Raw genomic sequence first — 20,179 nt, 5'->3', positions numbered from 1 at the left:
ACCGCAGTCTGTCAGGCGACGGCGACGTCCCGGGCGGCCGGTGCGCACCGGGCGGCATGCATCGGCATCTCGGTCAGAGCCGGGTAGTAGACGTGCAGGGAGACGGCTGGTTCAAGCGCGTCGTTCACCATCTCGTGGGCGTATCCGGGGGCGAACACCCGCACCTCGCCCGGTACGAGGGCCCGGTCCGGCCGGCGTTCGTCGGTGCGGGCGGCCGGGTGTACGGAGCGTTCGGTGAGCCGGCCTTCGAGGACGGTCAGCACCCCGGACGACGACCCGTGGTCATGCGCCCCCGTGCCCTGGCCCGGCACCCAGGACAGCAGCCAGACCTCGTATCCGGGGCCGGTCCTGAGCCGGTGGTACCAGCGGCTGGTGGCGTCGTACTCGACGACCCCCTCCCACTGCGCCCGGTCGGCGGCGATCGCGCGCGCGAGCCCGACGAAGTCCGCGACGGTGGAGGGATGCCGGCGCGGCGGCTGGAGAAGGTGCTGGACGGCGAGGATGTCGCCGGCGATCTGGAGGTCGCTGTCGTTGTTCATGGAGACGCGGTGATCCCTTGGCAGGAGAGACACGGCCCGTCGCGGCGCATAAGCGACGGAGAAGGGGGAGGGAAAGCAACGGGAATCAACCGAAGGCGGTGACGGGATAACTACCCCGCGGAACTACCCGGCGGCCGGAGCCGGACGGCTGCGACGACGCGGCACCACCGAATTCGGTTCAGCGGCGGCAACAACAACGACAGCGGGCCTGCACAGCGCTGCGGAACCCACGGGTGGGGGTCGCGAGAGGCGCGGGGGCTGCTGACATGGCACCCACGGTGACGGGTAGGGCTCTTTGGTGTCAACTCGATGACCGGTTTGGCGGCAATCTTTCACCTCATCCGGTTACGGAGCGCGCAGAAAGGTTTATGCAGCGCAAGGGTTGGGACACATCGCGCACGATCCGACCTCTTCTGTCGCTCCGAGCCGCCGGCGTGACCGGAATGTGATCCCGATCGCTTCGCCGGTCCGATCGCAACAAGATCGAAAGTGTGGACGTCTTCGGACGCAAGGAAGGGGGTCGATCGGGGGGTGAAGGGCGAGGCTTGCGTCATGTGTCAGTTTTTTGGTGATTTGAACACTTTCCGCATAGGCTTGGTTCCGCAGAGTGAATACGGGGCCCAATAGCAGATCTCCGCTTGACGCCCCCGAAGCACACACTTGTAATTTCACTCGTGTCGTTCGGCCGAATCGATCACGGCAACATCACGGGGACGCCAAGACAGACGAGGGGCGCACATGACCGAGCTGTTCGAACAACTGCTGGTCGAGGACGCGGACGATGAAATCGGCTGGCAGGAGCGCGCGTTGTGCGCCCAGACCGATCCCGAGTCCTTCTTCCCCGAGAAAGGCGGCTCCACACGCGAGGCGAAAAAAGTCTGCCTGGCGTGCGAAGTCCGCTCGGAATGCCTTGAGTACGCACTGGCGAATGACGAGCGTTTCGGTATCTGGGGCGGGCTCTCGGAACGCGAACGCCGCCGCTTGAAGAAAGCCGCCGTCTAGGGCGCCCGGGGCCTCCCGGGGTGCCCGTTTCCCGCGGGGTGCGGGGTCTCCTGCGCCTCAGTCGCCGGCGGGGCTGTGGTGGGGGTGGCCGTTGCTCCGGGGGTTTGCGCGGGTGCTTGCTTGGCGCGGGTGGGGCCGGTCGGCTCCGGGGTGACCTCCTCGCCGTCGGCGGTGCGCGGCTTCTTGGAAGCGCTGACCGCTTCCGTACCGCCGACGGCTGCGGGGGCCACCCCACATCCACCCGACCACCGCCACCCCTACCTGCCCTTCGTCCCGGAGCCCGCCACGGGGGGAAGGTTTTCAGGGGCGCGAGCAACCATGGACGGCCCGCACCCAACCGCGAAGCGCAAGCATCCAGGGGCGCGGGGAACTGCGCGACAAGCCACAGACGGCGTGCACCCGAAACACGGCCCCGCCCGGAGGGCCAAGCCTCCGCAAGGCCGATGAGAAGGGCATCCAGGGGCGCGAGGAACTGCGCGAACAACCATGGACGGCCCGCACCCAACCGCGAAGCGGAAGCATCCAGGGGCGCGGGGAACTGCGCGACAAGCCAGAGACGGGCCGCGGGCCGACGAACACCCGTGGGCGCCGGACGCGTCCGGTCCCGGCCCCCGGGCCACCGGCGGACGTGTCCCGGGAACGACCCCGCTCTCCGGGAGCGCCCGGCTCAAGCCCCCTGTTCCGCCAAGGGCGTTGAGCGGACCGCCGACCACCTCGGCGGCGCCGGACGGGAACACGCACCCCGCGGCCGGAGGCGATATCGTGGCGCACGTCTCAGACGCCGACGCGCCCCCACACCGCGCGCCCGTCCCCCGGCCGGAGGGCCCCACCCCATGTCCGCCCCGCAGCCCGCCCCTTCGTCGCCCGCGGTGTTCCGCGCCGACCACCCCCGCGCCTTCCCGCGCCATGTCGTCACCGCGATCCTCGTCGCGCACGACGGCGCCGCGTGGCTGCCCGACACGCTCGCCGGGCTCACCGGCCAGGACCGCCCGGCCCAGAACGTCGTCGCCGCCGACACCGGCAGCGCCGACGAATCCGCCCGCCTCCTCGCCGAATCCCTCGGCGCCGAACGGGTGCTCCACCTCGCGCGCCGTACCGGCTTCGGCGCCGCCGTCGAGGAGGCGGCCCGTACCGCGGGCGCCCCGACCCCCGACGACCTGCCCTACCTCAAGCGGCCCAGCGGCTGGGACCCCGCCACCAGGACCTGGTCCGACGCGGCGTACGAGATGCCGGAGCTCCCGTACGGCGAACCCGTCCAGTGGCTCTGGCTCCTCCACGACGACAGCGCCCCCGAGCCCACCGCGCTCGCCGAGCTGCTCCGGGTCGTCGACGCCGACGAGCACGCGGTGATCGCCGGGCCCAAACTCCGCGGCTGGTACGACCGGAGCCAACTCCTCGAAGTGGGCGTCTCGATCGCCCCCAGCGGCCGCCGCTGGACCGGGCTCGACCGCCGGGAACCCGACCAGGGCCAGCACGACCAGGTCAGGTCCGTACTGTCGGTGTCCACCGCGGGCATGCTGATCCGCCGGGACGCCTTCGACGCGCTCGGCGGATTCGACCGCCGGCTGCCCCTGATGCGCGACGACCTCGATCTGTGCTGGCGCGCCCACGCCGCGGGCCACCGCGTCCTCATCGTCCCCGACGCCGTCATGCGCCATGCCGAGGCCGCCGCCAGGGAGCGCCGTACGGTCGACTGCGCGGGCCGTACCGCCGCCCGCCCGCACCGGGTCGCCAAGGCGGGCGCCGTCTACACCCTCCTCGCCAACACCCGTACGCCCGCCCTGCCGTACACCCTGCTCCGGCTCACCCTCGGCACCCTGCTGCGCACCCTCGCCAACCTCGTCGGCAAGGCCCCCCGGCACGCCGTCGACGAACTGATGGGACTGCTGGCCGTACTGCTGCGCCCGGTCCGGCTCCTCACGGCCCGCCGCGCCCGCCGCCGGACGGCGAACGGCCCCGCGGACAAGGCGGCGCTGCGCCCGCTGTTCCCGCCGCCGGGCGCGACGGTACGGATCACCACGGACCGGCTGCTGAGCCGCCTCAGCTCCGGCCGGAGCGTCGCGCCCGCGTCGGCGCCCGCCCCCGTGCCCCGGCCGTCCGCCGACGGCGACCCGGACTCCGACGCGGAGCCCCACCCAGCCCCGGTATCCGACCGCTTCCCCCGGCTGCGGAGGACCGCCCGCCGACCCGGCCCCGCCCTCCTCGTCACCCTCCTCCTGGTCACCCTCGTCGCCTGCCGCGAGCTGCTCGCCCCCGGCGCCCTCGCGGGCGGCGCGCTGCTGCCCGTGCCCGCCGACACCTCCGGTCTGTGGAGCCGGTACGCCGACCAGTGGCACGCCGTCGGCACCGGCGGCACGCCCGCCGCCCCGCCCTACCTCGGGCTCGTCGCCGCCCTGGCCGACCTGCTGTTCGGCTCCACCGGGCTCGCGGTGACCGTGCTGCTGATCGGTTCGGTGCCGCTCGCCGGAGTGACCGCGTACACCGCCTCCCGCGCCCTCGTCGCCTCCCGCCCGCTGCGGGCCTGGGCGAGCGTCACCTACGCCCTGCTGCCCGCCACCACCGGAGCCCTCGCCTCCGGTCGCCTGGGCACCGCCGTCCTGGCCGTCCTGCTCCCGCTGATCGCCCGCGCCGCCGTCGCCGCCCACGGTCTGACCGGAGACCGATTCGCCCGCGGGAGCCGGCGCGCGGTGTGGACGTACGCCCTGCTGCTCACCGCCGCCACCGCGTTCACCCCCGTCGTCTGGCCGCTCGCCGCCGTCCTCGGGATCGCCGCCGTCGTCGTCCGCCGGGCCGACCTCGTCGCCGCCGCGGTCCGCTGTACAGCGGTCCTGATCACCCCGGTGGTCCTGCTCGCGCCCTGGTCGCTGACGCTGCTCGCCCGGCCGTCCGCCGCCCTGCGGGAAGCCGGACTCGACACCGGGTCCACCGGTGGCGACGCGACCGCGTTCGGACTGCTCACCCTCGGCCCCGGCGGCCCCGGGGCCGAAGGCGCCCTCCTGCTGCTGGGCCTCGTCGCCGCCGCGCTCGCCGCCCTCCTCCGGGACGGCCGCCGGTTCGCGGTCCAAACGGCCTGGGCGGTCGCCCTGACCGGCTTCGCCCTCGCGGCCCTCGTCAACGGCTCGCACTGGGCGGGACCCGCCACCCTCGTGCACGGCATCGCCCTGATCGCCGCGGCCTGCCTCGCCGCCGAACTCGGCCGTACCCGCGTCTCCGCCCGCGACTTCGGCTGGCACCAGCCCGTCGCCGTACTGATCGCCGTCGTCGCGGCCCTCGCCCCCGTCCAGCTTGCCGCCCGCTGGGTCGCCGACGGCGCGGACGGCCCGCTGCAACGCCGAGACCCCGTCCAGGTCCCGGCCTTCGTCGCCGAGGAGAGCACCACCCGCGACCGGCCGCGCACCCTCGTCCTCGGCGGCGGTACGTCCCCGGGGACCGTGCCGTACGCACTCGTACGGGGACCGGGCGCCCGGCTCGGCGACGCCGAACTCACCCGGGCCGCGGGCGGCGACCCCCGGCTCGACCGGCTCGTCGCCCGGCTCGTCGCGGGCACCGGCGCCGACCACACGGCCGAACTCGGCGGCTACGCCATCCGCTACGTCCTCGTCCGCGACGACATGCCGGGCGCCACCACCCGCGTCCTCGACACCACTCCCGGTCTGACCCGGCTCAGCAGCATCGACGGCGACACCCTGTGGACGGTGGATCGTCAGATCGCCCGTATCACCGTCGTCGACGGCACGGCCGACCCGCTGCCCGTCGCCGCCGGGCCGGTGACGGCGGACGCCGAGATCCCCGCGGGCGGCGGCGGCCGGGTCCTGCGGCTCGCCGACCGCGCCGACGACGGCTGGCGGGCCACCCTGAACGGCCGTCAACTGCCGAAGCGGACCGTCGACGGCTGGGCCCAGGGATTCGACCTGCCCGCCGACGGCGGCCGGCTGGTGGTCGCGTACGAGGAGGACGCCCTCCACACCGCGTGGCTCCGGATCCGGCCGGTACTGCTCCTCGTCCTGGTCGTCCTCGCCCTGCCCGGCAGGCGCCGCCGCGTCGACGACGACCTGCCCGATGAGCCGCGGCTCGCGGCCCTGCCGCCGCAACGGGGTCCCGCCGAAGCCTCCGAGTCGCTACGGCCCCGGCCGCACCGCTCCGAGGACGGCCGCCCGGACCCTGTTGGCGCGGACCCGGACACCGACCCCGTCCGGCTCTCCCGTCACCACGACAACGCGACCCGAGGCGAGTGACGAGTGAACCGCGCGCCCCTCTCAGTGCTCGCCGCCGTGACCGCCCTCGCGGCGATCACCGGTATCGCGGCCCTGACCGCCCCGGGCGACCGGGCGGACGGCGCCGGGGCGAAGGCCCCGGCCCGGCTCCCGGTCGAACGCGCCGGTCTGCTCTGCCCCTCGGTGGGCCACTCCGAAGGCGCGAAGACGACCTACACGTCCTTCACCCCGCCGACCCCGGAACCGGCCGACGGCACCGACGGCAACCGTCCCGCCGTCCGGCCCGGAACCGCCGAACTCCGCCCGGCCGGCGCCCCGTTCCCCGCCCCCGAACGGAAGCCGGCCCCGGACAAGGCCCCCGCCGCGGTTCCCGGCACCGATGACGGTCCGCGGCGCGCCGAACCCGTACTCGCCCTGAAAGCCCCCGGCACCCCGGTCGCGGTCCCGGCACCCGGCGGTGACGCACCCGCCCTCGTCGGCACGGCCACCGCCGCCCTCGCCCCGGGCTGGACCGCCCAGCAGACGACCGTCCTGCCCAACGGCCGGGCCCGCGCCCTCCTCGGCGCCGCCTGCACCGCGCCCGGTACCGACTTCTGGTTCCCCGGCGCCTCCACGGCGAAGGGACGTCAGGACTATCTCCACCTGGTCAACCCCGACGACACGCCCGCCGTCGCCGATATCGAGATCCTCGGCCGGGACGGCCGGGTCCGCGGCACCCTCCCCGACGGTCTCCCGGTCCCCGCGGGCGCCGGGCTCCCCGTGCTGCTCTCGACCCTGACAGCCGAGGAACTCCCCGATGCCACGGTCCGGGTGACGACCCGTACGGGCCGGGTCGGCGCCGTGGTCCGTACCGCCGAGGACGGCGCCGGCGGCGACTGGCTCGCCGCGTCCGCCGCGCCCTCCGCCACCGTCGTCATGCCCGGCATTCCCGCCGACGCGACCTCGGTTCGCCTGGTCGTCCTCGCCCCCGGCGACGCCGACGCCGAACTGCGCGCCGGACTCGCCTCCCCCGGTGGGACGTTCGGACTCGTCGGGCACGAGACCGTACGGGTCAAAGCGGGCATGACGACCGCCGTGGAACTGGGCGACATCACCCGCGGCGAACCCGGATCCCTCGTCCTCCGTCCCGCCGAGCCGGGCCGCGCCACCCCGGTGGTCGCCGCCCTGAAGATCGTCCGGGGTACCGGCAAGGGCCGCGAAACCGCCCATATCCCTGCCACCGGCCCCGTCGGCGACCGCGCGAGCGCCGTCGACAACCGGGCCACGGGTACGACGCTCTCCCTCACCGCTCCGTACTGGGCCGCCCGCGTCAGGGTGACCGCGTCGACGGGCACCGAAGGTGGAACCCCCGCCGTCCGGGAGTACCGGATCGCGGCGGGCACCACAGCGGCGGTGACCCCACCGGTCCCGGCCGGACTGAAGGGTTCGTACGCCCTCACGGTGGAGACGGTCTCCGGCGGACCGGTCCACGCGTCCCGGACCCTGGCCCTGCCGCGCGGCGGCGTCGCGATGTTCACCATCCAGACGCTCCCCGACGACCACGGCACGGTCTCGGTCCCGACGGCCCGGCGTGAGCTGTCCGTCCTCGACGACTGACACACCGTCGACTTACGGAGCTCGCAGAGGGGGCGGTGGCGGGACGGGCCTACTGCTGGTCGGGAGAGCGCAGCACCCGCAGATGGCCGCGGCGGGCCACCTCCATCGGGTCCGCGGTACGCCGACCGGACTGCCCCTCGGCGGCCGCGCGTCCCTGCGGACGCGCCGCCTCGCGTACGGCGTTGGCGAGCGCTTCGAGGTCGTCACCGCTGGGCCTGGCCGGCGCCGAACCGTCGGTGAGACGGACGACTTCCCAGCCGCGCGGCGCGGTCAGCCGCTCACTGTGCTCGGCACACAGGTCGTAGCAGTGGGGTTCGGCGTATGTGGCGAGCGGACCGAGGACCGCAGTCGAATCGGCATAGACGTACGTCAGCGTCGCGACGGCAGGGCGACCGCACGCGGTGCGCGAACATCGACGTACAGGGCTCACGAGGTTGGACGGTACCGCACTCTTGAACGGGCTGCGACGACTCTCCACCAGGTCACTCCACCGTGTCGTGATGCGAACCGGGTTTCGGGAGGCCCCGGAAGACCCGTTCTGACCTGCGACGACGGTTTTCGCGGCAGGGGGGTGACCGCTGGTGAACCGGTCATGACGTGACGTAAATCAGGTCATTCACGCAGGGTCGCCCGATCGCCGGACGGCACACAACCGACGCCAAGCGCGGCCGTAACGGTCAATTGCCGACACACCTGCGCCTTCCGTTTCCGCCCGCCTCCGGGCCGCTCGTCGTCACTCCTTCCTCCTTTCCCCCGGGCGACTCGATGACACCTCACCTCCTCATCTCTTCCGTATGTTCCGTATCCTCCGTGAGTTTCCCGGTGTGCCACCCGGACCGGCGGAGGTCCGGCCGGGGTCGTCCCGAGCCGCGGGGCCCGGCCCGCCCCCGGGCCGTGCCACGGCCTTATCACCCGCCGTCTCTGTGCCCGCCCCTGCCGCTGGCGGGGCTCCGGGAGAGCTACCCTGCGTAAGTGATGGACAGTTCCGTACCACCGAGCCCGGGCGAGTCCGGTCCGGTGGGGTCACCCGCGCGACAGGACCAGAGCGCGACTTCCGGACCGGCCGGCGGGGCCGCCCCGGGACCGGCCGCCGACACCGATACCGGCACCGGATCCGGCGCCCCGGGATCCGGTACCTCCGGGGCCGCCGAGGGCTCCGGACCCGGTCGCCGCGGTCCGGGCTCCGCCCCCGGCGACGGGCCGCGGCCACGGCACCGCGACCGGCACGGCCGGGGAATGCGCGGCCCGATCGCCCCGCCCCAGGTCCCCCTCTCCGTCAGCCGGGCCGACTCCTTCCGCGATCTGGTGCGCGACTCGGTCGAGCGTCTCGAGCGACGGCTGCCGCAATTGGCCGATGTCGACTTCCTGGTACTGGAGGTCCCCGCCCCGGCCCCGGCCGACGAGCTCTCCCCGGTAGTGCCGCTCGGCGGCACCATTCCCGCAGGCAAGGGCATGCCCGCACGGGTCGTGGTCTACCGCCGTCCCGTGGAGATCCGGACGAAGAACCGGGAGGAGCGCGCCCTGCTGGTGCACGAGGTCGTCGTGGAGCAAGTGGCGGAACTTCTGGGGCTGGCTCCCGAATCGGTGGACCCGCGGTACGGCCAGGACTGACGTACCCGGATAATTTGGTCCGACCACCACACAGACCCGAGGGAAGGCTGGCCCCGTGGCTGCTGCTGATCTGTCCCGGATCGTCAAGGCGTACGACGTACGCGGCGTCGTGCCCGACCAGTGGGACGAGTCGCTCGCCGAACTGTTCGGTGCCGCGTTCGTCCAGGTCACGTCGGCAGACGCGATCGTCGTCGGACACGACATGCGCCCCTCGTCGCCCGGGCTCTCGGGCGCGTTCGCCCGCGGCGCCTCGGCGCGCGGCGCCGATGTCACGCTGATCGGACTCTGCTCCACCGACCAGCTCTACTTCGCCTCCGGTCACCTCGGCCTCCCCGGCGCGATGTTCACCGCGTCCCACAACCCGGCGCAGTACAACGGCATCAAGCTGTGCCGCGCGGGAGCCGCCCCCGTCGGCCAGGACACCGGACTCACCGATATCCGCGCCCTGGTGGAGGAGTGGAGCGACCACGGCGCCCCCGAGCCCGCCGCCACCCCCGGCACGATCACCGAGCGGGACACGCTGGAGGAGTACGCGGCGCATCTGCTCTCCCTCGTCGACCTCTCCGCCATGCGCCCCCTGAAGGTCGTCGTGGACGCGGGCAACGGCATGGGCGGCCACACCGTCCCGACCGTCTTCTCGTCCCTGCCGGTGACCCTCGTCCCGATGTACTTCGAACTGGACGGCACCTTCCCCAACCACGAGGCCAACCCGCTGGACCCGGCGAACATCGTCGACCTCCAGGAGCGGGTGCGGGCCGAATCCGCCGACCTCGGTCTCGCCTTCGACGGAGACGCCGACCGCTGCTTCGTCGTCGACGAGCGCGGCGAGGGTGTCTCGCCCTCGGCGATCACCGCCCTGGTCGCCGCCCGGGAGCTCGCCAAGCACCCCGGCGGTACGGTCATCCACAATCTGATCACCTCCTGGTCGGTTCCCGAGGTCGTCCGCGAGAACGGCGGCGTTCCCGTACGCACCCGGGTCGGGCATTCCTTCATCAAGCAGGAGATGGCCAGGACCGGTGCCGTCTTCGGCGGTGAGCACTCGGCGCACTACTACTTCCGGGACTTCTGGAACGCCGACACCGGCATGCTCGCGGCGCTCCACGTCCTGGCCGCCCTCGGCTCCCAGCCCGCCCCGCTGTCCGAACTGGTCGCCCAGTACGACCGCTACACCGGCTCCGGAGAGATCAACTCCACCGTCGAGGACCAGGCGGCGGCGACCGAAGCGGTGCGCTCCGCCTTCGCCTCCGTACCCGACGCCACCGTCGACACCCTCGACGGGCTGACGGTGACCACCCCCGACTGGTGGTTCAATCTCCGCCCCTCCAACACCGAACCCCTCCTGCGCCTCAATGTCGAGGCCAGGGACGCCGCCACCCTCGCGAAGATCCGCGACGAGGTCCTCGCGCTGATTCGCCGTCCCTGACTCTCTGTTACCCCTGCTGACCCCGGCGGCCTCCTGCCGCCGGGGTCTTTAGCCCGATCGTGTGATCTCCGCCGAGGCGGGAACTCCGGTTGATCCCGGACCGGAGGAATCCGTTCCCGGCGGATTCCCGCGCCCCCGGGCCGGAAACCCCGGCGAGCACCCGGAAGGCCGCCGCCGGGCCCTGCCCGCCCCGGAGCCCGTGCCCCACGCGCCGTCACCGCCCCGCCCCCGTCCGGCGGCCCGCCCCCGGAACGCGCCGCCGCCCTTCCCCCGGCGGTACGCTGACGAGGCCCGATCGCCCGACCACCGCGTTCCCCGGACGATGCGACACCACGACCCGCCGACACCCGTACGAGCACTTGCGCGCAAGCCCCGTACGAACAGCTGTGCCGGCGCCCGTGGCCAGCGACCACCCGAGGAGCCGCCGCGCCGCCGACCGGGACGCCGCCCGCGACTCGCAGAACCCGAAGGGATCCCCTCTGATGCCGCTCGAAGCCGGACTTCTCGACATCCTCGCCTGCCCGGCCTGCCACAGCCCGCTGGAGGACCGGTCCACGGCCGACGCCCCCGAGCTGGTCTGCACGGGCGACGCCTGCGGCCTGGCGTACCCCGTACGCGACGACATCCCCGTCCTCCTCGTCGACGAGGCCCGCCGCCCCGGCTGACGACCCACGAGCCCGACCCGGACGAACCCGCAGCCCCACCGCCCCGCGGCTCCGGTGACCGCGCCCGCGGCCCATCCGCCGGATCCGTCCGCGACGAACCCACCCGAAACGGCGATCGGAGGCCCCCGCCCATGCTCGACGAGACGCTCCTCGACGACCCGGAAGCCCTTGCCCGCGCCGACCGCAGGGGTCTGCTGCGGGGCGCCGCCGAAGCGGGGGCGCGGGTACGCACCGCCGCCCGGCACGCGGCCGAGGCGGGCATCGCCGAGCTGAGGCCCGACGGCCGCCCGCGCGCCGTCCTCGTCGCCGGCGCGGGCACCGCCGCCACCGGGGTCGCCGACCTCATCGGCGCACTCGCGGGAGCGGGCGCCCCCGTCACACGTCTCCACCCCACCGGCGTCGCCCCCGCCGCGGGAGCCCTCCGCTGGGCGCTCCCCGGCTGGGCGGGCTCCCTCGACCTCCTTCTCGTCATCACCATCGACGGCGGTGAACCCGGCCTCGACCTCCTCGCCGAGCAGGCGTACCGCCGAGGCTGCACGGTCGTCGCCGTCACCCCCCGGAGCTCACCGCTCGCCGAGGGCGTCGGCGGCCGGCACGGCCTCGTCGTCCCGATGGCCACCGCGCCGCACGAGGTGTACGAGGAGACCGTGGGCGCGGGCCCCGGCGCACTGTGGGCCCTGTTCACGCCCCTCCTTGCGCTCCTCGACCGCGTCGGGCTCCTCGAAGCGCCCCCCGAGGCACTCGGCCGCGTCGCCGACCGGCTCGACCGGACGGCGGAACGCTGCGGCCCGGCCATCGCCACCTACAGCAACCCGGCCAAGACCCTCGCCACCGAACTCGCCGACAGCCTGCCGCTGATCTGGACCGAAGGCACCGGTGCCGCCCCGACGGGCCGCCGGTTCGCGGCCGTTCTCGCCGAACTCGCGGGCCGCCCCGCCCTGGCCGCCGAACTCCCCGAGGCCCTGCCCGCCCATGGCGTCCTGCTCGCCGGACACTTCGCCGCGGGCGCCGACCCCGACGACTTCTTCCGCGACCGGGTCGACGAGGCGCAGGCGCTGCGCGCCCGGGTCGTCCTGCTGCGCGACCGGCCCGCGGGCGGCCTGACCGCGGCCCCCGCCGCCCGTGAACTCGCGCTCGGCCACGACACCGCGATCAGCGAGCTGGAACCGGAGGAGGGCACCGAGCTGGAATCCCTCGCCGAACTTCTCGCCGTCACCGACTTCGCCGCCGTCTACCTGGCACTCGCCACCCCGGCGACCCCCTCCTGACACCCCGGGCGACCACCGGAGGAACCCCCTCCGCCGGCCTGCCCTTCACCGGCCCACCCCCCACCGCTCCCCGGCGCACGCCCGGAGCGCACGGGTCCGGCTGCGCCCCACGGCATCAGGACCGTACGATGCCCATCCGACACAGTTTCGTACGGTCGTGCGACATGCGCCCGTACGAAGGACGAACCGCATCATCCCAGCCGAAAGAACCTCCCGCCGATGGATCGCCTCACCAACAGCATCCGCCCGTACGCCTGGGGCTCCACCACCGCCATCCCAGCGCTCCTCGGCATCGCCCCCACCGGCGAACCGCAGGCCGAGATGTGGCTGGGCGCCCACCCGGGTGCCCCCTCCCATCTCGACCGCGGCCCCCTCGACGCGGTCATCGCCGCCGACCCCGAACGTGAACTCGGCCCCGAGGTCGTCCGCCGGCACGGCCCCCAGCTGCCCTTCCTGCTGAAACTCCTCGCCGCCGAGACCCCCGTCTCCCTCCAGGTCCACCCCGATCTGGACCAGGCGCGCGTGGGCCACGCCGCCGAGGAACACGCGGGCATCCCCGTGGGCGACCCCCGCCGCAACTACCGGGACGGCAACCACAAGCCGGAACTGATCTGCGCCCTCACCCCCTTCGAGGGCTTCTGCGGCTTCCGCCCGCCGGCCGAGACCGCCGATCTGATCGCCGGTCTGGGAGTCGACTCCCTCAAGCCGTACGCGGACCTCCTGCACGCCCACCCCGAGGAGGCCGCCCTGCGCGAAGTCCTCACCGCCGTCCTGACCGCGGACCCCGACGCCATCGCGGAGACCGTCGCCGAAACGGCCGCGGCCGCGACCCGTATCGGCGGCCCTTACGAGCCGTACGCGGGGATCGCCCGCCACTACCCCGGCGACCGCGGTGTCATCGGCGCCCTGCTCCTCAACCACATGCGGCTCCAGCCCGGCGAGGCCGTCTACCTCGGTGCCGGGGTTCCGCACTCCTACATCCACGGCTTCGGCGTCGAGATCATGGCCAACTCGGACAACGTCCTGCGGTGCGGACTCACCCCCAAGCACGTCGACGTCCCCGAACTCCTCGGCGTCGTCCGCTTCACCTCCGACGATCTGGCCGTGCTGCGCCCCGAGGCCGACGCCGACGGCGAAGAGGTGTACGACACGCCCGCCGCCGAGTTCCGGCTCTCCCGACTCGCCCTCGCCCCCGACGGCGCGACCCGCGACCTCACCTCCGCCGGACCGCAGATCCTGCTCTGCACCGCCGGCCGCGTCACCGCGGGCGAACTGACACTCGGGCCCGGCGACTCCGTGTTCGTACCCGCGGGGGACAAGGCGGAGATCTCGGGCGCCGACGGCGGCCCCGGGACACTCTTCCGGGCCACAGTGCCCGCCTGACCCGGTTTCCCCGCCCCCTGCTGCAACAATGGCGCCCCTCAGTGATCGGGCGGCTACCGTGCGGCACCGGCAGGCGCACTCCCGCCTCCGGCCCGGCCCCGGGACCGCCCCCGGGGTCCGGTCCCCACGGCCGGGACCCCGGGCCAGGGACCGAAGGGACACCCGGAGATGAGCGCGTCAGGCGGAACCAAGGCGATCGTGGCGGCCCTCACCGCCAACCTCGCCATCGCGGTGGCCAAATTCGTCGCCTACCTCTTCAGCGGCTCGTCGTCCATGCTCGCCGAGAGCGTCCACTCGCTCGCCGACTCCGGCAACCAGGGCCTGCTCCTCCTCGGCGGCAGACGCGCCCGCCGCCAGGCCACCCCCGAGCACCCCTTCGGATACGGCCGGGAACGCTATATCTACGCCTTCCTCGTCTCCATCGTCCTCTTCTCCGTCGGCGGGATGTTCGCCCTCTACGAGGGCTACGAGAAGATCAAGCACCCCCACCCCATCGAGGCCTGGTACTGGCCGGTGGGCGTCCTCACCTTCGCGATCATCGCCGAGAGCATCTCCTTCCGGACCGCCATCAAGGAGTCCGACGCGGTGCGCGGCGACCACTCCTGGCGGGAGTTCGTCCGCCGCTCCAAGGCCCCCGAGCTGCCCGTCGTCCTCCTCGAAGACCTCGGTGCCCTCATCGGACTCCTCCTCGCCCTCGCGGGCGTCGGCCTCGCCCTCGCCACCGGCGACGGGATCTGGGACGGCATCGGCACCCTCTGCATCGGCACCCTCCTCATCCTCATCGCCCTCGTCCTCGCCGTCGAGACCAAGTCCCTGCTGCTCGGCGAATCCGCGAGCGCCGAGGACACCCGCAAGATCGAGGCGGCCGTCGTCGACGGCGACAGCGTCACCCGGCTGATCCATATGCGCACCCTCCACCTCGGCCCCGAGGAACTCCTTGTCGCCGCCAAGATCGCGGTACGCCACGACAACACCGCCGGCGAGGTCGCGGCGGCCATCAACGCGGCCGAGGCCCGGATCCGCGCCGCCTGCCCCATCGCCCGGGTGATCTATCTGGAACCCGACGTCTACAGCGCCGCGGCGGCCGCGGCCGGCACCAACCCGGCCCGCCCCCCGGCGACCCCCTGACGCCCCGTCCGCTCGTCGCCCCACCCCCCTGCGGGGACCCACCGCGGTCGACAACCTCCGTATCCGGCCATACCGCCCCTCTCCCACCAGGCGCGTGTCCCGTTTGCGCCCCCGCGTTGACCAAAGCCGCCCAGGAGGATTCGGTGTAGATTCGTCACCAGAGTCAGACGTCGCTGCTGATGGCGGTCGGGCGGTCCGCGACGGACCGACCGAGGGAGAGAGGGCCTCCGACGACTGCGCCGCGCGCGGCCCGGGCATCCTGTGCCCACCGCCGTGGAGTCAGCCGTACCCACCCTCGACCACCTGAGGAGCAGTTCCTCCATGACGACCGACACCAGCCACGACTTCAAGGTCGCCGACCTCTCCCTCGCCGAGTTCGGCCGCAAAGAGATCACTCTCGCCGAGCACGAGATGCCCGGCCTGATGGCGATCCGCGCGGAGTACGCGGCACAGCAGCCGCTGGCGGGCGCCCGGATCACCGGATCCCTCCATATGACGGTCCAGACCGCCGTCCTCATCGAGACCCTCGTCGCCCTCGGCGCCCGGGTCCGCTGGGCCTCCTGCAACATCTTCTCGACCCAGGACCACGCCGCCGCGGCCATCGCGGTGGGCCCCGACGGAACCCCCGACAACCCCCGGGGCGTCCCCGTCTTCGCCTGGAAGGGCGAGACCCTCGAAGAGTACTGGTGGTGCACGGAGCAGGCGCTGACCTGGCCCGACACCGAGACCGGCGGCCCGAACATGATCCTCGACGACGGTGGCGACGCCACCCTCCTCGTCCACAAGGGCGTCGAGTTCGAGAAGGCCGGCGAGGCCCCCGACCCGTCGACGGCGGACAGCGAGGAGTACGGCCACATCCTCACGCTGCTCAACCGCACCCTCGTCGAGAACCCGCAGAAGTGGATCCGGCTGGCGTCCGAGATCCGCGGCGTCACCGAGGAGACCACGACCGGCGTCCACCGGCTGTACGAGATGCACCGCGACGGCACCCTCCTCTTCCCGGCGATCAACGTCAACGACGCCGTCACCAAGTCCAAGTTCGACAACAAGTACGGCTGCCGCCACTCCCTCATCGACGGCATCAACCGCGCCACCGACGTCCTCATCGGCGGCAAGGTCGCCGTGGTCTTCGGCTACGGCGACGTCGGCAAGGGCTGCGCCGAGTCCCTGCGCGGCCAGGGCGCCCGAGTGATCATCACCGAGATCGACCCCATCTGCGCCCTCCAGGCCGCGATGGACGGCTACCAGGTCACCACCCTCGACGAGGTCGTCGGCCTGGCCGACATCTTCGTGACCACGACCGGCAACAAGGACATCATCGGGGCCGCCGACATGGCCAAGATGAAGCACCAGGCCATCGTCGGGAACATCGGCCACTTCGACAACGAGATCGACATGGCCGGACTGGCCCGTATCCCGGGCATCGTCAAGGACGAGGTCAAGCCCCAGGTCCACACCTGGACCTTCCCCGACGGCAAGACGATCATCGTGCTGTCCGAGGGCCGTCTGCTCAACCTGGGCAACGCGACCGGCCACCCGTCCTTCGTGATGTCCAACAGCTTCGCGGACCAGACGCTGGCGCAGATCGAGCTCTTCACCAAGCCCGAGGAGTACCCGACCGAGGTCTACGTCCTGCCCAAGCACCTCGACGAGAAGGTCGCCCGTCTCCACCTCGACGCCCTCGGCGTCAAGCTGACGACCCTCCGCCCTGAGCAGGCCGCGTACATCGGCGTCGAGGTCGACGGCCCCTACAAGCCCGACCACTACCGCTACTGACCGTCCCCGCCCCGGCCGCACGGCGACCCCTACGCGAGCCACCCGGAACCGCCCGCTCCAGGGCGGGTCCGACGGCCGGGGCACGGCACTCCACCGTCACGGTCATCACACGACAGGCCCCCGCACCCCCGGTGCCGGGGGCCTGCCCGTACGCTCCCCCTGACGGCCCCGGACCACCGCCGGTCCCCGGACGCCGCCGACACCGACCGCCGCACGGCCGTCCGGTGACACCACCGCGCCTCACCGCACAAGGACCCCGAAGCCCCCATGCCCCGCGGCCGCTATTCGCTCCACGATCCGCACGATCACACCCCTCTCGGTGAGGAACACTTCCACTGCGCCCCCGGCCCCTCCGGCTGGCGGTACGTCGCACAGAACACCAGCCCCTCCGGCGACCACACGGGCTCCGTCGACCTCGCCGTGGACGATCTGGGCCGCCCCATCCGCCTCGAACTCCACGCCGCGAGCTGGCGCGTTCGCGGCGCCGCCATCGACGGCGTCACCTGGGTCCGCACCGACCCCAGCGGTGTCCATGCCTCCGAGAACACCGCACCGGCCCATGCCTTCACCGGCACCTCCCCGGCCTTCCTCGTCGCCACCGCGCGACTTCTCCGACTCACCCCCGGATCCCCGGCGACCCGTGTCCGCCTCGTCGCGTTCACGGCCCCCGTACTCGCCCCCCTCACCGTCGACCAGTCCTGGGCTCTGCTGAAAAGTGAAGCGCACACCACTGACAACGGCCCCCTGATCGTGGACGCGTACCAGGTCAACGCCCTGGACACCGGGGAACAGCACACCGTGCACATCGCCGGGGACGTCGTCCTGGCCGCGCCCGGAATCGAACTGGAGGAGCTGGAGAGCCCTCCCTCCGTCTTCCCCTGACACGGACCCCGACCCCGGCCCCGGCCCCGGGGTCCCGGAGTCCCGGCACTCCGGAACGGATGCCCGGTCTACCCGGGCGGTACGAACCCCGTCGCCGCCCCACTTGCACCAGTGCCCCCACCGTCCCCGGCAGCATCAATGCGACCGCTCCCGGACCCCACGTCACGTGGTCCGGGCACCCGGCCGGACCCCGGCTCCGCCACCGCGCCCGGCAACGGCTCCACCGCCGCCCACCCCCGGCTCGCAACGGCGTCCACGCCACCGCCCCCGGACGGATCCCCGCCGAACACCCCGGCCGCCCCTCCGATGACCGCCTCCGTACCGAAAGCCCGCCGCGCGTCCCGCGTCTGCCGCTCGTGCACCACCGCCGCCAGGAAAGCGCCCGGATGCACCCCTTCCGGCGCCCGCGCGCCCGTCCGCCGGACGATCTCATCCGCCAACCGCACGCCCATTGACCAGCCCACCGCCGGATCCAGCTGCCCCGACCGCGTCAGGTACTGCCGGATCGCCAGCCACAGATCGTCCGGCACGGCCGACAGATCCAGCGCCGCGAAACGCCCCGCGAGCCAGGGCGGAGGCGGCGGCACCCGCCCGTCCCGGCCCGTCGGCACCCGCTCCCGTACGACCAGCGTGCCCGCGAACACATCCCCGATCCGCCGCCCCCGCGCCGAGACCAGCGACGCGATACAGGCGATGACTCCCAGCGATCCCGTGATCTCCACGACCCCCATCGCCCCCCGGACCAGCGCGTGCCGGAACCGGATGGGCCCGCCGTCGTCCCGCACCACCCGCAGCCCGCACGCCAGCTTCCCCGGCGACCGCCCTTTCGACAGCGTCTCCACGGAGATCGGCATCCCCACCGCCACCAGCAGGAAGGAGGCCACCGCCAACGCCGCGCCGGCCGCGGGATCCAGCGACGCGGTCGTCAGGGTCAGTACGAAGGACACCAGCAGGAAAAGGCCCCACACCAGCACGAGGTCGATGGTCATCGCCAGCGCCCGGCTCGGCAGCTTCGCGGGCTGAAGCCCCAGGACGACCGCGTCCCCCGTCACAAGCGCACTCACCGCTGCCGCCCCTCCATGTCGATCCGCGCGAACCGTGTCGTACGAGCCCCTCGCACAAGCGATCCGGGGCATCCGGCGTCCAGAGCGTTCGCCCTGCTCGGCCCCCGGCCCCCTCAGTCTGCCAAGCTGACCCGGAAGCGCGCCGCCGACGTACACCCGCACCCCGCGCCCAGGAGGGGCAGCAGCCGACATGGACCTCGATGTCTTCGTGACAGCCCACCGCGCCGAGTGGGATCGCCTGGAGTACCTCCTGCGCCGGGGACGTCGACTCACCGGAGCCGAGGCCGACGAACTCGTCGCCCTCTACCAACGCGCCTCCACCCATCTCTCCCTGATCACTTCCACCGCCCCCGACCCGATGCTGACCGGCCGCCTCACCCGACTCGTGGCGCGTGCGCGGGCCACGGTCACCGGCACCCGCCGGGCCGGGTGGCGGGACGCGCTCCACTTCCTCACGGCGGGATTCCCCGCCGCCGTCTACCGAACCCGCCACTGGTGGATACCCGCGGCGGTCCTCTCCGTCGTCGTGGCGGCACTGATCGGCTGGTGGATCGGCACCCACCCCGGGATCCAGTCCTCCATCGCCACCCCGGACGAGCTCCGGGAGATGACCCGCCCCGGCGGGAACTACGAGTCCTACTACTCCAGTAACCCGGCCGCGTCCTTCGCCGCCCAGGTCTGGACGAACAATGCCCAGGCCGCGGCGATCTGCCTCACCCTGGGCGCCTTCCTCGGTATCCCGGTCATCTGGATCCTGCTCCTGAACATGGCCAACCTCGGGATCGGCATCGGACTGATGTCCTCCGCGGGCCGCCTGGACGTCTTCCTCGGCCTGGTCCTCCCGCACGGCCTGCTCGAACTCACCGCGGTCTTTGTCGCCGCCGGTACGGGCCTCCGACTCGGCTGGACCGTCGTCGACCCCGGACCCCTCACCCGCCGTACGGCCCTCGCCGAGCGGGGCCGGGCGGCCCTCGGCATGGCAATCGGGCTTGCGCTCGTCCTCTTCGTCTCCGGCCTGATCGAAGGCTTCGTCACCCCTTCCGGCCTGCCGACCTGGGCCCGTATCGCCATCGGTATCGCCGCCGAGCTGGCATTCCTCGCGTACGTCTACATCCTCGGCCGCCGCGCGGTGGCCGAGGGGGAGACCGGGGATGTGGAGGAAGCCGACCGGAACGCCCGGCTTCCCGTCGCCGCCTGATGTGCGTCGAGCCCTCCTGACCTGCTACTGTCGTCGCCTGCCCACAAAAACCATTGACATGGTCGGCGTGGGGAGGTAGATTCGAACGGTTGCCTCGGACTGGACATGACCGAGTGCAACCGCTAGTGTCTGACTCGCTCTCGACGGAACGACGTTTCCGCGGAGCCAAATCGACTCCTTATCCGGATCGCGAAGACTGATTAGCTCAGTCGAAATGCTTCTGATAAAGTCGGCACAGCCGAAAGGCAAAAAGGCTTCTCCAACGGCCACTCGATCAGAATCCAAGTCCGGAAACGGAATGGGAAAACGGTCTGGTAAGGTTGGAAACGCAAGACCGAAGGGAAAGCCCGGAGGGCCTGGTGAAAAGGGCCTGAAGGAAGCGTCCGTTCCTTGAGAACTCAACAGCGTGCCAAAAGTCAACGCCAGATAT

General features: G+C 72.8%; 15 protein-coding genes. 12 read left to right on the top strand and 3 right to left on the bottom strand.

Annotated features, from left to right (window positions below; translation table 11 throughout):
• Positions 1 to 11 precede the first annotated feature (11 nt).
• Entirely contained in the window at positions 12 to 539 is a 528-nt protein-coding gene (locus tag ACFXG1_RS19355) for a cysteine dioxygenase (RefSeq protein WP_384715768.1), read from the bottom strand.
• Positions 540 to 1,277: 738 nt separating this feature from the next.
• Between ACFXG1_RS19355 and ACFXG1_RS19350 the strand changes: the two genes are divergently transcribed.
• From ACFXG1_RS19350 to ACFXG1_RS19340, 3 genes are all read left to right on the top strand, one after another.
• Positions 1,278 to 1,541 (top strand): WhiB family transcriptional regulator, encoded by a 264-nt coding sequence (locus ACFXG1_RS19350; protein ID WP_006348971.1) that lies wholly within the window; start codon positions 1,278 to 1,280, stop codon positions 1,539 to 1,541.
• A gap of 833 nt (positions 1,542 to 2,374) precedes the next feature.
• Complete coding sequence (locus ACFXG1_RS19345) at positions 2,375 to 5,776, top strand: glycosyltransferase (protein ID WP_384743760.1); 3,402 nt, start codon at positions 2,375 to 2,377, stop codon at positions 5,774 to 5,776.
• A 3-nt stretch (positions 5,777 to 5,779) separates the two neighbouring features.
• Positions 5,780 to 7,351 (top strand): DUF5719 family protein, encoded by a 1,572-nt coding sequence (locus ACFXG1_RS19340; RefSeq protein WP_384743758.1) that lies wholly within the window; start codon positions 5,780 to 5,782, stop codon positions 7,349 to 7,351.
• 49 nt (positions 7,352 to 7,400) lie between these two features.
• Here ACFXG1_RS19340 and ACFXG1_RS19335 read toward each other — a convergent pair whose 3' ends face one another.
• Positions 7,401 to 7,829, bottom strand: a complete 429-nt coding sequence (locus ACFXG1_RS19335) for a DUF3499 domain-containing protein (protein WP_384711634.1) — start codon at positions 7,827 to 7,829, stop codon at positions 7,401 to 7,403.
• A 539-nt stretch (positions 7,830 to 8,368) separates the two neighbouring features.
• On the opposite strand from ACFXG1_RS19335, the gene ACFXG1_RS19330 reads away from it, so the two are divergent.
• The 8 genes from ACFXG1_RS19330 to ACFXG1_RS19295 all read left to right on the top strand — a co-directional run bounded on the left by ACFXG1_RS19330 (position 8,369) and on the right by ACFXG1_RS19295 (position 17,487).
• On the top strand, positions 8,369 to 8,962 hold the full coding sequence (locus ACFXG1_RS19330) for a metallopeptidase family protein (protein WP_384711643.1): 594 nt from the start codon (positions 8,369 to 8,371) through the stop codon (positions 8,960 to 8,962).
• Between the two features lie 55 nt (positions 8,963 to 9,017).
• The gene (locus ACFXG1_RS19325) at positions 9,018 to 10,385 is read left to right on the top strand and encodes a phosphomannomutase/phosphoglucomutase (protein ID WP_384711631.1); all 1,368 of its coding nucleotides are present in this window, start codon (positions 9,018 to 9,020) and stop codon (positions 10,383 to 10,385) included.
• A 482-nt stretch (positions 10,386 to 10,867) separates the two neighbouring features.
• On the top strand, positions 10,868 to 11,050 hold the full coding sequence (locus tag ACFXG1_RS19320; protein ID WP_384711640.1) for a Trm112 family protein: 183 nt from the start codon (positions 10,868 to 10,870) through the stop codon (positions 11,048 to 11,050).
• Positions 11,051 to 11,181: 131 nt separating this feature from the next.
• Positions 11,182 to 12,318 (top strand): SIS domain-containing protein, encoded by a 1,137-nt coding sequence (locus tag ACFXG1_RS19315; RefSeq protein ID WP_384711628.1) that lies wholly within the window; start codon positions 11,182 to 11,184, stop codon positions 12,316 to 12,318.
• A 219-nt stretch (positions 12,319 to 12,537) separates the two neighbouring features.
• Positions 12,538 to 13,701: a mannose-6-phosphate isomerase, class I gene (manA, locus tag ACFXG1_RS19310; RefSeq protein ID WP_384711625.1), complete on the top strand. Its 1,164-nt coding sequence runs from the start codon at positions 12,538 to 12,540 to the stop codon at positions 13,699 to 13,701.
• 168 nt (positions 13,702 to 13,869) lie between these two features.
• Positions 13,870 to 14,829 carry a cation diffusion facilitator family transporter gene (locus ACFXG1_RS19305; RefSeq protein WP_384711622.1) on the top strand — a complete coding sequence of 320 codons (960 nt, stop codon included), beginning with the start codon at positions 13,870 to 13,872 and terminating at the stop codon, positions 14,827 to 14,829.
• A gap of 321 nt (positions 14,830 to 15,150) precedes the next feature.
• Positions 15,151 to 16,605 carry an adenosylhomocysteinase gene (gene ahcY, locus ACFXG1_RS19300; protein ID WP_384711619.1) on the top strand — a complete coding sequence of 485 codons (1,455 nt, stop codon included), beginning with the start codon at positions 15,151 to 15,153 and terminating at the stop codon, positions 16,603 to 16,605.
• 267 nt (positions 16,606 to 16,872) lie between these two features.
• On the top strand, positions 16,873 to 17,487 hold the full coding sequence (locus tag ACFXG1_RS19295; protein ID WP_384711616.1) for a hypothetical protein: 615 nt from the start codon (positions 16,873 to 16,875) through the stop codon (positions 17,485 to 17,487).
• 68 nt (positions 17,488 to 17,555) lie between these two features.
• Here the strand turns inward: ACFXG1_RS19295 and ACFXG1_RS19290 are convergent, their stop codons facing one another.
• The gene (locus ACFXG1_RS19290; protein ID WP_384711613.1) at positions 17,556 to 18,551 is read right to left on the bottom strand and encodes an RDD family protein; all 996 of its coding nucleotides are present in this window, start codon (positions 18,549 to 18,551) and stop codon (positions 17,556 to 17,558) included.
• Between the two features lie 190 nt (positions 18,552 to 18,741).
• Here ACFXG1_RS19290 and ACFXG1_RS19285 point away from each other — a divergent pair, with 190 nt between their 5' ends.
• Positions 18,742 to 19,749: a stage II sporulation protein M gene (locus ACFXG1_RS19285; protein ID WP_384711610.1), complete on the top strand. Its 1,008-nt coding sequence runs from the start codon at positions 18,742 to 18,744 to the stop codon at positions 19,747 to 19,749.
• Positions 19,750 to 20,179 lie beyond the last annotated feature (430 nt).

Source organism: Streptomyces sp. NPDC059248 (assembly GCF_042753905.1).
Classification (GTDB): Bacteria; Actinomycetota; Actinomycetes; order Streptomycetales; family Streptomycetaceae; genus Streptomyces.
Note: the sequence above shows the minus strand (reverse complement) of the source record. Positions and strands in the feature narration are given on the sequence as shown.